The sequence below is a fragment of the Variovorax sp. LjRoot175 genome, from assembly GCF_964253805.1.
In the GTDB taxonomy this organism is placed as follows: domain Bacteria; phylum Pseudomonadota; class Gammaproteobacteria; order Burkholderiales; family Burkholderiaceae_C; genus Variovorax.
In genome coordinates this window covers 422,052-435,857 of the sequence record NZ_CAXURY020000003.1, presented here as the reverse complement: position 1 = coordinate 435,857, position 13,806 = coordinate 422,052, and the positions used below count along the sequence as shown (strand labels likewise).

Annotated in this window: 12 protein-coding genes and 1 pseudogene; 4 read left to right on the top strand and 9 right to left on the bottom strand. The window is 66.2% G+C overall.

All coding sequences use genetic code 11. From position 1 onward, the window contains the following. Positions 1–87: 87 nt before the first annotated feature. The 4 genes and pseudogenes from ACSQ89_RS39915 to ACSQ89_RS39900 all read left to right on the top strand — a co-directional run. Positions 88–3,372 carry an ATP-binding protein gene (locus ACSQ89_RS39915; protein ID WP_436297662.1) on the top strand — a complete coding sequence of 1,095 codons (3,285 nt, stop codon included), beginning with the start codon at positions 88–90 and terminating at the stop codon, positions 3,370–3,372. Between the two features lie 80 nt (positions 3,373–3,452). Further along, positions 3,453–4,121, top strand: a complete 669-nt coding sequence (locus ACSQ89_RS39910; protein WP_436297661.1) for a DUF1326 domain-containing protein — start codon at positions 3,453–3,455, stop codon at positions 4,119–4,121. A gap of 127 nt (positions 4,122–4,248) precedes the next feature. After that, complete coding sequence (locus ACSQ89_RS39905; RefSeq protein WP_436297660.1) at positions 4,249–5,040, top strand: DUF2182 domain-containing protein; 792 nt, start codon at positions 4,249–4,251, stop codon at positions 5,038–5,040. 300 nt (positions 5,041–5,340) lie between these two features. Next, a pseudogene (locus ACSQ89_RS39900) lies at positions 5,341–5,503 on the top strand (adenylate kinase); the annotation flags it as partial. Between the two features lie 235 nt (positions 5,504–5,738). Here the strand turns inward: ACSQ89_RS39900 and ACSQ89_RS39895 are convergent. From ACSQ89_RS39895 to ACSQ89_RS39855, 9 genes are all read right to left on the bottom strand, one after another. Then, positions 5,739–6,596, bottom strand: a complete 858-nt coding sequence (locus ACSQ89_RS39895) for an NADP-dependent oxidoreductase (RefSeq protein ID WP_436297659.1) — start codon at positions 6,594–6,596, stop codon at positions 5,739–5,741. Between the two features lie 76 nt (positions 6,597–6,672). Continuing rightward, positions 6,673–7,647, bottom strand: coding sequence for an NAD-dependent epimerase/dehydratase family protein (locus ACSQ89_RS39890; RefSeq protein WP_436297658.1), 975 nt, complete (start codon positions 7,645–7,647; stop codon positions 6,673–6,675). A gap of 2 nt (positions 7,648–7,649) precedes the next feature. After that, on the bottom strand, positions 7,650–8,639 hold the full coding sequence (locus tag ACSQ89_RS39885; protein WP_436297657.1) for a fumarylacetoacetate hydrolase family protein: 990 nt from the start codon (positions 8,637–8,639) through the stop codon (positions 7,650–7,652). A gap of 23 nt (positions 8,640–8,662) precedes the next feature. Next, positions 8,663–9,241, bottom strand: coding sequence for a cupin domain-containing protein (locus ACSQ89_RS39880; protein WP_436297656.1), 579 nt, complete (start codon positions 9,239–9,241; stop codon positions 8,663–8,665). Positions 9,242–9,300: 59 nt separating this feature from the next. Next, on the bottom strand, positions 9,301–10,092 hold the full coding sequence (locus ACSQ89_RS39875; protein ID WP_436297655.1) for a cyclase family protein: 792 nt from the start codon (positions 10,090–10,092) through the stop codon (positions 9,301–9,303). Positions 10,093–10,120: 28 nt separating this feature from the next. Then, positions 10,121–11,341, bottom strand: a complete 1,221-nt coding sequence (locus ACSQ89_RS39870) for an MFS transporter (protein WP_436297654.1) — start codon at positions 11,339–11,341, stop codon at positions 10,121–10,123. Further along, positions 11,338–12,468, bottom strand: coding sequence for an FAD-dependent oxidoreductase (locus ACSQ89_RS39865; protein WP_436297653.1), 1,131 nt, complete (start codon positions 12,466–12,468; stop codon positions 11,338–11,340). Before ACSQ89_RS39865 ends, ACSQ89_RS39870 begins: the two co-directional genes overlap by 4 nt. Beyond that, a complete protein-coding gene (locus tag ACSQ89_RS39860) occupies positions 12,465–12,866 on the bottom strand; it encodes a Rieske (2Fe-2S) protein (protein WP_436297652.1) in 402 nt (133 codons plus the stop codon). Before ACSQ89_RS39860 ends, ACSQ89_RS39865 begins: the two co-directional genes overlap by 4 nt. Continuing rightward, complete coding sequence (locus tag ACSQ89_RS39855; protein WP_436297651.1) at positions 12,859–13,800, bottom strand: VOC family protein; 942 nt, start codon at positions 13,798–13,800, stop codon at positions 12,859–12,861. The genes ACSQ89_RS39860 and ACSQ89_RS39855 overlap by 8 nt, the downstream gene beginning before the upstream one ends. Between the last annotated feature and the right edge of the window lie 6 nt (positions 13,801–13,806).

Below are 13,806 nucleotides of genomic sequence, written 5' to 3'. Positions count from 1 at the left end.
CCCAAGGTGCAGCAGACGTCGCTCTGTGACCGAGCGCAGTGACAAAATCTCCGAAGCGGTCGTTCGCGCCTTGCGATGCCGGCAGGCATGGAGGGCCAACCCTGTATCTGCTGTTCAAGGATCGAACTGGCGCTGCTTTCAGAGCTGGACCGCCACCCGAGGAGCCATATGCCGAGTGATAGGAGCGGGGTCGGTGGCGAACGGCCGACGCGGTTACAGGTCCGACTTCTTGGTGCCGTCGAGATCATCCTGGACGGCCGGCGTCTTCGCGCCTTCAACTCTCTTCGCTTGCAACGGTTTCTGGGGTTGATCGCGTTACGGAGAGACCCGCAGCACCGCTCACGACTCGCCTTCGAGCTCTGGCCCGACTCCGACGAACATCAGGCGCGCACCAACCTCAGAAAGCTGCTCCACGACTTCCGTCATTCCCTTCCCGACACCCATGAGTTCGTCGAGATCGACAACGAGACTGTGCGGTGGATTCCGAGTGGACCGGGCGAGGTCGACGTGCTGAGATTCCAGGATGCCTTGGCGGCCGGTGATTTCGAGCTCGCTGGGCGCCTCTATTCGGGCGATCTCCTTCCAGCTTGTTATGACGACTGGGTCCTGAGCGAGCGAGAGAGACTTCGAGCGCAGGCGTATGGGGCCCTGGTGCGGCTGACAGAAGCGGCTGCGAGGCGCAAGGACCACAGAGCCACGATCAGGCATGCCCAACGCATCATCGACCTGGAGCCGACCGACGAAGCTGCCGTTCGAGTTCAGATGAAGGCACATCTCGCGCTTGGCGATAGAGCCGCGGCGGTGCGCTCCTACCATCGGTACGCGGACGTGCTCGAGCGCGATCTCGCAGCGGCACCGAGCGAGGCGATCGGGGCCATGTACCGACAGCTCCGGGCTGGCACACTCAAGCGGGACGAAGTGCAGGGCAAAGACCTGCCCGTCGCCGAATCGCCCTTCGTCGGCCGGGACCTCGAATGGAACCAGCTCTATGAAGCATGGAAGACCTCGCAGGAGGGTGTGGCCCATCTAGTGTTGGTGACCGGGGAACCGGGGATCGGAAAGTCCCGTCTCGCACTGGAACTCGGCCGCCGCGTTCGAGCAGAGGGACACGTGGTGGCATCGGCTCGTGCGTACGAGGCTGCGGGCAGACTGCCGTGGGGTCCCGTCGTCGACCTGCTCCGATCGGATGCACTGCGAAGCCACATCGACACGCTCGACAGGGTTTGGAGGGCCGAGCTCGCTCGTCTCCTGCCCGAACTCCGCGACGTTTCCCAGCCATCTGAACGGAGCCAGTCGGGCGACCTGGCCCAGCGCCATCGATTGTTCGATGCCGTGACCCGAGCCATCGTCGTCGGCGACCGCCCGCGCTTGCTGATCATCGACGATCTGCAGTGGTGTGACGCCGAGACCATCGAGTTGATCGGTTTCGTCATCCGTTCAGGACGGACGGCACCGGTTCTCATCGTCGGTACTGTCCGCTCGGAGGAGATCCCGGAGCATCATCCCCTCGTTGGACTCGTCGACGCCTTGGGCCACGACCAGGCAGTGACCACCGTGCCACTCGACCGACTCGACGAAGCCACGACTGCGACGCTCGCTGCCCGGCTACGCGCTGAGGACACGATTGATCCGGCACTGGCGGCACGACTCTGGAGCGAGACCGAAGGCAATCCGCTCTTTGTCATTGAGGCTCTTCGAGCTGGGATCTCCCCTGATGAAACTCGAGGAGTGCTCACACAGACCATGCGGTCGGTGCTGCGCGCCCGACTGGGCCAACTGACTGACGGCGCCCGGCGACTGGCAGAAGTGGCGGCCGTCATCGGTCGCCCCTTCTCAGTCGGTGTGATGGTCTCGGCCACTGGGATCGATGAGGGCGAGCTCATTGATCACGTCGACGAACTCTGGCGTCGACGGATCATCCGCGATCAGGGGCTCACGTACGATTTCAGTCACGACAAGCTTCGTGCGGTCGCGCTGGAGATGCTCAGCCCGGCTCGTCGACGCCAACTCCACCGGGCTGTCGCCGAGGCGATTGCGGTCGAGCCCCACGGCGACATCGACGCGGCCAGCCCGCAGCTCGCCGCACACTACGACCAGGCCGGCATGGTGGATGCGGCCATCGATGCCTACCGCGTGGCGGGGCGCCGAGCGGTGGCCGTGTCGGCCCTCGAAGAAGCGGTCACCATGTTTCAGCGAGCGCTCGCACTGCTCGCCGACCTGCCACCGTCACCCGACCGCGACGCGCTCGAGCTCGATATCCGGATCGCCCTCGGATCCCCGCTTGTTGCCCTCGACGGCTACGGCTCCAAGGGTGCGCACCAACTCTACGAGCGAGCCCTTTCGCTATGCCGCAAGCTTCACAGACCCGTGGCGCCGCCGATCCTGCGTGGTCTCGGCCTCGCCCGGCTGCAGGGCTGCCGCTTCGACGATTGCGATGAACTCGCCCGGGCCCTTCTCGAGCATGAGAGTCATGATCCGATCGCCAGGACAGAGGGCCGATATCTCCTCGGCGTGAGCGCGTTCTGGCGGGGCGATCTGGCCGGAGCCCGCCACCATCTCGATGGCGCTATCGAAGCCTATGACGTGTCCCGTCGCGACGAGCATCTGGCGTTGTACGCCCAGGACCCGAAGGCGGTTTGCCTGGTACGGCTGGCCCTCGTCGAGCTGTGGGCCGGAGATGCCGACAGGGCCGGCCACACAGCTCGATCTGCACTTGAGATCGCGGTGGATCTCGATCATCTGATGACGTTGGCGTACGTCATCACTTACGCGGCGATCCTCGCGGCCGAATCCGAAGATCTCTCCCGCCTCGCCGAGCTGCTCGCGGAGGCCGACCTTCTGTGGAAGCGTCTTTCGGAGCGCTACCTCATGGTCGTCCTGGAGGCGCTTCGGGGCTGGCTGGACGTGTGCGAGGGATCGGCTGAGGGCATCGAGAAGATCGTGCGGTCGGCGGCGCGCTCGCGTGCCGAAGGGGAGACCCTCCACCTGACCTACACACTCCTTCTCCTCGCCCGCGCTCGCGGCATGCTCGGCGAGTTCCACCAGGGACGAGCCGCCACACGCGAGGCGCTCATGTGGTCACACCGCTGCAACCAGCGCTATCTCGAGGCCGAGCTGTGGCGAGTCGACGGTGAGCTGGCTTATCGCAGCGGAGAAACCGAAACCGCCGCCGCTTCTCTGCGCCGTGCCATCGAGATCGCCAGCGCTCAAGGGGCGGGCTGGCTGGAGCTTCGGGCGCTGCACTCCTTGGCCAGTCGATTTCCCGATCAGACACTGCGTGAGCAACTCGGGGACCTCGTCGAGACCATTCCGTCGGGCCATGATCTCCCGGCGTTCCGGGCCGCCACCGACCTTCTGGGCGAGTCCGGTTGAGAGGGAACGCTTTCGGAACGCCTGGCGGCGCATCCTTCGCGCATCGTTGATGAAACGAGTGACAGACCAGGAGGATCGAGATGGCTCACCAATGGCTGTTCAAGAGCGAAACCTACGATAACTGCAGTTGCGCCGTGAATTGCGGTTGCCAATTCAACTTGCCGAGCACTCATGGGTATTGTCAGTCGGCATTCGTCGGCAAGATCGTTGAAGGTCATTTCAACGATACGCCGCTCGCGGGGCTGCATTGGGCTGCACTGTACAAGTGGCCTGGCGAGATCAAGGACGGGAACGGGAAACGCCAGATCGTTATCGACGAGCGTGCGGATGAAGCTCAACGGATCGCACTTGAAATCATCATCTCCGGTGAAGCATGCGAACCATTGAGCAATCTGTTTTCCGTGTTTGCGTCCACATGCTCGGAACTGTGCGGGACATTGTTCCTGCCGATCCATCTCGAGGCAAATTTGGAGCTCAGGACTGCAAAAGTTGACATACCGGGCATCATGAAGAGCAGTGGCAGGTCGATAATCAACGAATTCAATGGGGAACCATTCCACATTGCGCTGGCACGTCCGAGTGGTAGTTTCGAGTTTACCTACGCAGAGATCGGAGTGGGGACGACCTCTGTGACGGGCGACATGGAGATGGCGTTCGAGGACTCATGGGCCCATTTTTGCGTACACCACTTCAATCAGAATGGGTTGGTCCGCGAGAGATCAAGGCTTACAGCATGGCTTGACACGTGACCTCCGGCAGGGACGGTGTCGAAGTAGCGCAGGAAAGAGTTACCCTTAATCGGCGAACATGATCGGGTGAAGTGTGAGGACGGTACCCGTCGACGCCACACTTGAGGCAGTGATCAGGCGCGATCGTGTGGTAGTAATTACGGCGCTATTTGCGGTCATCGCCCTGTCGTGGGCGTATCTACTGACCGGTGCCGGGATGGGCATGTCAGCGTTAGAGATGACCCGCATGTCGCAGTTCGGGATGGCAGGGGTCGTATCCGAAGAGGGCATGGCTGGAATGGCCATGATGACGCCTGCAGTCTGGACGCCCGGCTATGCAGTCCTGATGTTCTTCATGTGGTGGGTCATGATGGTCGCGATGATGCTGCCCAGCGCGGCGCCAGTGATCCTTTTGTTTGCGACAGTCAATCGCAAGCAGCGCGACGCCGGCCATCCTTACGTCGCGACGAGCATTTTCGCGTTTGGCTATCTCGCCGCTTGGGCCGGCTTCAGCCTGGTCGAGGTAGTCCTGCAGTGGGGGTTCGAGTTCGCCGGTATCCTTTCACCGATGCTGGTCGCGACCAACGCGACTTTGGACGGCCTCCTGCTGCTCGCCGCCGGCGTTTACCAACTCACCCTGATCAAGCATGCCTGTCTTCGTCACTGCCGGTCGCCGCTTGCATTCCTTAGCGCACATTGGCGGCCGGGCGCCCGTGGCGCGCTGCGCATGGGCCTTTTGCACGGCGCTATCTGCGTTGGCTGCTGCTGGTTCCTTATGGGGCTGATGTTTATCGGCGGTGTGATGAACCTCTACTGGATTGCGGGCCTCGCGCTTTTCGTACTGTGCGAAAAGACTGTCCCTGCGGGGCATTGGCTCGGCTACGCGACCGGCGTCGCTCTCCTCGTCTGGGGTGCCGGGATGCCGGCGCCCGCGTTTTAAGAAGGGGCATACAGGCATCACGCTGTTTGTTAGATCACAGGAGAGCAGGTCGATACTTGAATGACTGCTCTGCTGGAAACTTCGGTCGGGACGTGTCGACCGGTTCCAAGGTGGAGCTGTCGGTCGATCAGAAAATCGCCACGGGCTCCTCTGGGCCCATTCCAGCCCGCCAGCGGACATCATGATTGCCGGAAAGCGGTCGTCGGCAGCGCCAGCCAACCCGCGACCAGGTCATGCGGCCTGGCAACCGGAAAATTCAATCAATGGTGAAAAACCCGCCCGAAAATTCAAAGTAATCATGGCGTCAAGATCGACTACGTGCTCGAGATCGACGTGCCTTTCGCCGACATCATCGAACGCATGAGCGGCCGTCGCTCGCACCCGGCATCGGGACGCATCTACCACGTCAAGTTCAATCCGCCGAAGACCGAAGGCAAGGACGACCTCACCGGCGAAGACCTGACCGAGGAGCAAGCGTCGCACTTCGGTCGAGCCCGTGAGCGTGATCTTGCGCACGAGCGGGGTGCGAAGTCAGCGTGCCGTCGAGGGCGGGGGCTATTGCCAGTCACGACGTTGAACACCCCCCGCCGGCACGCGCGCGCTGGGCGAGCTCGGCCAGCGCTAGACGGTGAGCGGCGTCTGGCTCGCAGGCATGCCGTGCACGCTTATAGGGGATAGGCGTGCAGGCGCTGTTCATTTCAGTGCTTCAGCACGACCTTGCCACGGCTACCGGCGGCCACCGCCGCGTGGGCAGCGCCGACTTGCTCCAGCCGGAACGTCTTGGCGATGGGGATCATCAATGCGCCACGCGCAGCGGCGTTGGCCACGGCTTCGAGCGTGGCCGCATCGGCGCGGTGGTAGAGCTCCTGAATGCGCACGCGATTGCCCGCGTTCGCGCCCTCTGGCACCGGAACGATGCTGGCCACTTGACCTCCGTCCCGCACGTGCTGGATGAGGTGCGTCGCCATCGGGGCCGCCGCGCTGATGGCGTAGTCGAACGTGGCGCCGGCTGGCGGCGCGGTGATGTCGAGCGCGTCACCCGCCAGCTGGCGCGCTTCTTCGATCCGTTCGGGCCGGACGCCGGCCACCGGCTTGGCGCCGATCTCCTGAAGATACTGGATCGCGGCGCGACCGACCGCACCGAGGCCCCCGGAAATCAGCACACGGGCACCCGCGCGCACGCCCAACGCATCGACCGTCTGACGTCCGGTCAGTCCGGCTTTAGGCAGGGTGGCGCCCTGCTCGAAGCTGAGATTGGCCGGAAGCTTGGCAACGGCCGTGATGGGTACGACCCCGAGTTCGGCATAGGCCCCCTTGCCGTTGGTGGCGAAGTCGGCGATCACCCGATCACCGACCGAGAAGCCGCTCACGTCACTTCCCTTGTCCATCACGACACCGGCAGCGTCGCCACCCAGCACGGCCGGAAGGTCCAGGGGAATGAACTGGGCCATGAAGCCCGGGCGGACCATCAGGTCGAAGGGGTTGACCGCAGAGGCTTCGATCTTGATCAGAACCTCGCCGGCACCCGGCTTGGGAATGGGCACTTCATCGATCACGAATTGATCGACATCGCCGTACGAGTGGAGACGAGCAGCTTTCATGGATTGGTACCTCGAGAAGTTGGGAGTGTTGTCAGACGCCGCTGGCGTCGCCCTGCAACGCCAGCCTGACCAGGTCGGCCAGACTCGCATCGCGCTCGAAGCCGGCGGCCAGCGCGGCGTCGGTGCGCAGCTCGCCGAACGACCCGAACAAGGCCTCGATGTGCGGCTCAGGCTGGTAGGTGACCAACGGGTGCACAGCCGCTCCGCGGACCTCGCCGATCGCCGTGACGAGCTGGCGCATCGAGAACCGCGACGTCGGCAGCGTGAACGTGCGCCGGCTCTCCAGCCCCGGCAGCGACGGCGCCGCAGCGTGAAGCAGGTTCGACACCACGTTGGGCAGCGACGAAGCCCAGGTCGTGGCTTCGGCCGACATCGGGCATGTGAAGGGCCGGCCGGCAGCAAGCTCGCGGATGATGTCGCTGAGAAAGGCCGAGAGCTGGCCGGTCCGTGCCGGCGGCCGCGCGAGCACGCCGGGGATGCGCAACGAGCGCCCATCGATCCAGCCGCGGCGGCTGAAGTCGTCGATCAGGATCTCGCCCACCAGCTTCTGTGCGCCGTAGGTCATTGCCGGCCGCGGCAGGGCGTCGTCAGTCACCAGGGGCGGCATGGCGCCGAACACCGCGATCGTGCTCGCGAACACGAACACCGGCGCCGGGCCACCGGCCGCCGCTTGCGCCTGCCCGCGTTCCAGCAGGTCGATCGTCGCATTCAGATTCACGCGGCGGGCCAGCGCGTAGTTGGCCTCGGCGCTGCCGCCCGGGATGCTGGCGAGGTGGAACACCACGTCCACTGGCCAGGCTGCCAGCACGGACGTCAGCCACGCCGGATCGGCCAGGTCGCCGGCATGGCGGCGCAGGACGCCTTGCGCAGACGGCGCGTCACCGAAATCGAGATCGAGCGCGCTCAGGCGCTCGATGCGGCGCCCCTGCAGCGTGCCGTCGGCGAGCAGGCGCGCGCCGAGGGCTCGGCCGACAAAGCCGTTCGCACCGGTGATCAGCACGTGCATAGTCATTGCTCCTGCGCGCGCACGACACGCTGGTCAATGACGCCGAACGGCCCCTCGCGCCCATCGGCGAAGCGCGCCTGCATGCGCAGGCGGTCGCCGAACTTCATGAAGCCGGTGCGGATCTCGCCCACGTCCAGCTTCTCGATCACGCGACGTTCCGCGATGCACGCCGATCCGGCCGTGCGCGCGACGTTGGAAACCGTGCCCGAGCCCAGGATCGTGCCGGCGGTGAGCTTGCGCGTGCGCGCGGCATGCGCGACGAGCTGGCCGAAGTCGAAGTTCATCTCGCCGCCCGAAGGTTCGCCGAAGCGTTCACCGTTCCACTGCACGTGCAGCGGCATGCACACGCGCCCGCCGTTCCAGGCGTCGCCCAGTTCGTCGGGCGTGATCGCGATGGGGGCGAAAGCGGTCGATGGCTTGGCCTGCAGGAAGCCGAAACCCGTCTTCATCTCGCGCGGGCCCAGCACACGCAGGCTCCAGTCGTTGGCCTGCACGATGAGGCGGATGCATTGCAGGGCCGCCTCGGGCGTGACGCCCATCGGCACCGGGCCGCAGACCACGCCGAACTCGCCTTCGAAGTCGATGCCGTGCGCTTCGTCAGGCAGCGGCACGTCGTCCATGGGGCCGAGGAAGTCGTCGCTCGCGCCCTGATACATCACCGGCACGTTCTCGAAGTCGGGGATGGGCGGCGTGTTGAAGGCGCGCTCCATCAGCCGGCCATGGTTGAGGAAGGCCGAGCCGTCCAGCCATTGCGGGCTGCGCGGCAGCGGCGCAGCGCACGCGGCGGGGTCGAAAGGAAACACGCCGTCGACGACGCCCGCGTTCAGCGCATCGGAAAGATCCTGCAATGCCCGGCGCACGGCGTCCCAGCGCTGCAGTGCGTCGAGCAGGCTGGGCGCGACCCTCGGCGCGGCGACGGCATGCTTCAGGTCCTGCGAGACGACGACCAGGCGCCCATCGAGCGAGCCGTCTTTCAGTGTGGCGAACTTCATCGTGATTGCTCTTTCGCAGCGGCTCAGCGCCCGGCCAGCGCAGTCGCAATCGACGGCTCGTAGGCGCCGTCGATCAGCACGAAAAGCATCCGGCAGGGCCGGCCCGAGCGGTTGGCCCACGCGTGGTTGGTGCCGCGCTGAATCACGACGCTTCCCGCCTTGAGCGACACCTCGGAATCGTCGAGCACCAGCGTCATCTCGCCTTCGATCACCACGCCGTAGTCGATCGACTCGGTGCGATGCATCAGGGGGTGCGGCGAGTCGCGCTTGACGGTGGAGGCGGCCACGTCACCCGCCTGCGTGAAGGCATCCTTCATCTGCGCGGCGCCTTGCGCCAGGAACTCTTTGGTGTCCGGCGGGATGTCGACGAAGCGAATGCGCGTGCCGAGCTTGGGCGGCGGCAGCTTCAACGGACCGGTGGTGGGGTCCGCCGCGTTGGTCAAAGGCGCCGGCGTGGCGTGCGTCTCCCACACCTCATGGAAGACGGTGCCGGGGATGGCCTGAAGCTCGATCACGGTGGGCAGCGGGCCATTGCTGGTGACGATCGCCTTGCCTTCGGCATCGTGGCCGGTGACGACGCGGTGGATCGGGGGAAAGCTCATGGTGGACTCCTGGAGAGATGTGAGATGGGAGACGCTTCGTGAACGCAGGTCAGCCCTGGTCACTCTTCGAAGATGGCGACCGCGCGAGTCCATCCGGCGCTCGCGCCGCGGATCTTGTGCGGGAAGCAGCTGATCGTGAAGCCGTGTGGCGGCAGCGCCTCGAGGTTGTGCAGCTTTTCGAGGTGGCAGTAGCCGATGTCGCGGCCCGCCTTGTGCCCTTCCCAGATCAGCGCCTTGTTGCCGGTCTCGGCGACCTTCTTCGCGGTGTAGGGGAACGGCGCATCCCAACTCCACGCGTCGGTGCCGGTGAGCCGCACGCCGCGCTCGAGCAGGAACATCGTCGCCTCGTAGCCCATGCCGCAGCCCGAGGACACGTAGTCCTTGTGGCCGTAGCGCGAGCCGGCGCGGGTGTTGACGACGACGATGTCCAGCGGCTCCAGCACGTGGCCGACGCGCTTCAGCTCGGCCTCGACGTCGGCCGCGGTCGCGACGTAGCCGTTGGGGAAGTCGCGGAAGTCGAGCTTCACGCCGCGCTGGAAACACCACTCGAGTGGCACCTGATCGATCGTGATCGATGGCCGACTGCCGCCGAGCTTCGCATCCTGCGTCGAATGAAAGTGGTACGGCGCATCGAGGTGGGTGCCGTTGTGCGTGGCCAGCGCCACCCACTCAGCGGCCGCGGCCTCGCCGTCCGGATAGTCCTCAGGCTTCGTGCCGGGCAGCATCGCGATGAACTCGGGCAGTGTGTCATGCTTCTGGTAGGTGATCTTCGGCGCCAGCGGCGGCGGATCCGACAGCACGTCGTTCTCGAGGTAGATCGACAGGTCGACGAAACGGCGCCGAATCTTCATGGCGAGGGGACTTGAATGAAGGAAGAGTTCAGGCCTGCGCCGGCGCAGGCGTGGGCCTCGGCGCGGCAGCGCTCTGGCGTGGCAGGCGCGAGTAGCACAGCACCGCGCCGCTGCACAGCACGATCGCGGCGATGCCGAGACTGCCGTAGCCGAAGAACTTGATCAGCGTGCCTCCGAGCACCGGCCCGATCGCCGCGCCTGTCATCAGCATGGCTGGCGTGGCCGACAGCGCGCGGCCCGTGGGCTCCAGCCGCGCGAGCAGGCCGAATGCGAAGGTGTGCGAAAAGATCGCGACCGCGACGATGACCGACGCCGCGGCGCCATAGGCGAAGAAGGCGGTGGTGTTCATCACCGTCACGGCCAGCGCCGCCTGCACGACCGGCGCGCTCACCAGCACGAGGCGCGCCGGCAGCCGCCGCTCCAGCAGCGCGGCGAGCGGGGCTGGCAGCAGGTTGACGAAGCCCAGCGCGATCAGCACACCGGCGACCGCCTCGGCACCGAAGCCGCGCGCGTTGCCGATGCGCTCGACGAAGCTGAAGACCATCGCCTGCGTGACCGTCACCAGCGCGATGCCCGCGATGCCGAACCACACCGCGCGCCCGAAGCGCGCCGGCGCCTGCATCGTCGGCGCGCCGGCGACAGCGGCAGCCGCCGGTGCGGTCTCGGCGGACGGGAATGCAAAGAGGCTGACCAGTGCGGCCAGCGCCATCACGGCGCCGAACACGAGGAACAGCGCCGGGCCGCCCGCCTTCGCGACAATCTGGGGCGTGATGCCGAGATAGAAGACGGCGGCGATACCGAGCGCGGTGTTGACGATCGCGAACAGCCGGTGCGGTCGCGCGCTCAGCGCAATCGTGCCGTGCGTGACGCTCAGCGCCGCGCCGGTCGCCGCGCCGCACAGCGCGTGAACGAGCGCGAGCATCACGAAGTCGGTCGTCAACGACGCCGCGCCGAAACCGAGCGCGCACGCGAGGAAGCCCAACGTCGAAACCGCACGGCCCGACAGGCGGTTGAAGCGCGGCGCGAGCAGCACGCTGGCCACCACGACGCCGCCGAGAAAGAGCGTGACCAGCAGGCCCGCCTGCTGCGGGTCGAAGTGATACGCCGCCACCAGCGTGCCCACCCAGACGGGCAATGCCACGGTGTCCAGCATGCCGGCGCAGTGCGCCACCATCAGCCCAATGCGGCCGCGGGTCGAATCGGTCTTGATCATCGTCTTCTCCTGCGGCACAGGGGCCGTGGTTTTCATATCGGCTGCGCCAGCGCCATCAGCGAGTTGCGCATGATCCCGGTGTGCTCCTCTTTGTCGCCGCCGTCGATCTCGATCTCGCCGAGGCGGGCCGAGTTCTCGACGACCATTCGGCAACGCTCCCAGCGCCGTGCCTCGAACGCCGACAGCGCGGCTTCGACACGGTCGTGCCGTCCGACCTCCTCGGCCAGCACGAGTGCATCCTCGATGCCGATGCAGGCACCCGACGCCAGGTGCGGCGTGGTCGCATGCACGGTGTCACCGATCAGTACGATGCGGCCCTTGGACCATGGTCGCGGCATCAGCAGCGCTTCGAGCGGGCGGAACACGACCTGAGATGTCGGCCCGAGTCCTGCGCGAATCGCCTGCAGCTCCGGCGCGGGAAAGTCGGCGAGCAGGCCGCGCAACTGATCGACAAAGGTCGCCGGATCGACATGCTCGTTGACCGGCCGCGGCTCGAGAAGGAAGAGGTACATCTCGGTCTTCGACACCGGGTTGACGCCCGGCTTGACCTGCGGACCGATCCACATGGTCGCATTGCGGATTTCCGGCGGACGCGGCACCACGGCGCGCCAACAGGCCTGGCCGGTGTAGCGCGGCTTGGGCGCGTCGGGGAAGAGGGTCTCGCGCAACTTCGAATACAGGCCGTCGGCTCCGATGACGAGGTCATAGCGGCGGCGCTGTCCGTCGGTGAAGCTCAGCTCCACGCCTTCGGCATCCTGCTCGATGGAAGTGAAGGTACAGCCCAGGCGCACCGTGGTGCCGGCGGCACGTGTCGCGTCGGCCAGCAGCCGGCCGAGCACCGGTCGCATGATAGCGCCGCCTCCTGGCACGTCGGGGCCTGCGATGCGCGGCGTCGGCAGCTCGGCGACCTGCGCCCCATTGGGCAGCCGCAGCGAGACGCCGTCGTGCGCGGCGCCGTGCTCGAGGAAGGCGTCGAGGATGCCGAGCTGGCGGAACGCGCGCAGCGTCGCGCCGCCCAGGCTGATACCGGCGCCGTAGTTGCGCCAGCCTGGGTCGATCTCGACGAGGTCAACCTCGGCGCCGAGCTTGCGCAGCTCGATCGCGGCCGACATGCCGGAAAAGCCTCCGCCGATGATGAGGATGTGTTGGGCTGCAAGGGTCATGCCGAGTCTCCTGAAGTGGTGATGTTGTTTTGCATGGCGGCTGCGACCAGCAGCAGCTCGCCCTGATCGGTGAGCGCGAACGGTATCGGCCACAGCCGATCGCCGAGGCACGGGCCGTGGACGCACAGGCCGCTGTCGATCTCGAACAGCGCGCCATGCGCGGCGCAGACAATACGGTCGCCGGCCGCGTTGAGGTAGGCATCCTTGCGCCACGGCAGCGGCGTGCCGTGGTGCGGGCAGCGGTCGGCCCATACGCGCACCGTGTCGCCGCGTCGCACGGCGAACACGGTGTGGCGCCCGCGATCCAGCGGATCGAAGCCGCGCGCGCCGCCGTCGGGCAACTCGGCGAGATGGCACAGCCGCCGTGGCGGCGGCGTGCGGTCACCGGCCTCAGGCATAGTCGCCGTCCCCCGTCGTGCCCGGCCCCGGCGACCACTTCTTGCGGTAGCCGAGCAGGAAGGCCTGCGAGTTGTCGGCACCCATCGCCATCTCGCGCGGCGTCCAGGTCGCATCGTGCAGGTCCATGTCGGCGTCCATCTCCATGTGACAACCGAATGGGCTGTTGAAGTACCAGAACCAGTTCGAGCCCAGCTGGTGCCGCCCCGGGCCCCAGAACGGCTGGTAGCCCTTGGCGACGAATCGCCAGCCGTTCTGCAGCATCTCGCCCGGGCCGGCGAAGTGGAAGGTGAAGTGCTCGCAGCCCTTCATGAACGCAGGCGCCTCGATGAAGAAGTGGGTGTGGTGATCGAGCGTGCCGGCAGGCTGCAGGAACGGGCCGACGCCGGTGAAGCGATCAGTGCAGCGGAAGCCGAGGCGTTCGACGTAGAAGGCTTCGGCCTTTGCCGCGTCGACGACGAAATAGACGACGTGAGAGAGCGTGCGCGGCTTGATCTGCGGCGCATCGGCGTCGACGCCGAGCTGGTTGGCCGGCCGCCTGAAGGGCGAACCCGGCGCGTTTGCGATCTCGCCGGCTCTGTCGAACGAACGGCGCATGCTGACCTGGAAGGCGATCGCGAATCCTTCGTCATCAATCGACTCGATCGAGCCGTCGGGCCGCTCGCGCACCTCGCGGTCGCGCTTCAGTTCGGCGGCGATCGCGTCGAGGTCGGCGCGACTGGCAACGCCCATCACGGTGCGGCGCAGGCGGCAGCCAGGTGCCGGCGGCGCCGGCAGCGTCGGGTCCTTCTCGTCGATGATGACGATCGCGGTGCCGTCCATCGCCTCGAAGCGGCCGCCACCGGCGTCGGCCAGGCCATAGTCGCGGAGGTACTGCGCGCCATTCGCCAGATCGTCGACGGCGAAGACGAGTGTTTCCAGTCCGATGATGTTCATGAGAGT

Coding starts and splice junctions, on each gene's coding strand:
- ACSQ89_RS39880 (WP_436297656.1), bottom strand. CDS start 9,241: ATGAGCTTTCCCCCGATCCACCGCGTCGTCACCGGCCACGATGCCGAA.
- ACSQ89_RS39855 (WP_436297651.1), bottom strand. CDS start 13,800: ATGAACATCATCGGACTGGAAACACTCGTCTTCGCCGTCGACGATCTG.
- ACSQ89_RS39870 (WP_436297654.1), bottom strand. CDS start 11,341: ATGAAAACCACGGCCCCTGTGCCGCAGGAGAAGACGATGATCAAGACC.
- ACSQ89_RS39890 (WP_436297658.1), bottom strand. CDS start 7,647: ATGCACGTGCTGATCACCGGTGCGAACGGCTTTGTCGGCCGAGCCCTC.
- ACSQ89_RS39875 (WP_436297655.1), bottom strand. CDS start 10,092: ATGAAGATTCGGCGCCGTTTCGTCGACCTGTCGATCTACCTCGAGAAC.
- ACSQ89_RS39915 (WP_436297662.1), top strand. CDS start 88: ATGGAGGGCCAACCCTGTATCTGCTGTTCAAGGATCGAACTGGCGCTG.
- ACSQ89_RS39860 (WP_436297652.1), bottom strand. CDS start 12,866: ATGCCTGAGGCCGGTGACCGCACGCCGCCGCCACGGCGGCTGTGCCAT.
- ACSQ89_RS39865 (WP_436297653.1), bottom strand. CDS start 12,468: ATGACCCTTGCAGCCCAACACATCCTCATCATCGGCGGAGGCTTTTCC.
- ACSQ89_RS39885 (WP_436297657.1), bottom strand. CDS start 8,639: ATGAAGTTCGCCACACTGAAAGACGGCTCGCTCGATGGGCGCCTGGTC.
- ACSQ89_RS39910 (WP_436297661.1), top strand. CDS start 3,453: ATGGCTCACCAATGGCTGTTCAAGAGCGAAACCTACGATAACTGCAGT.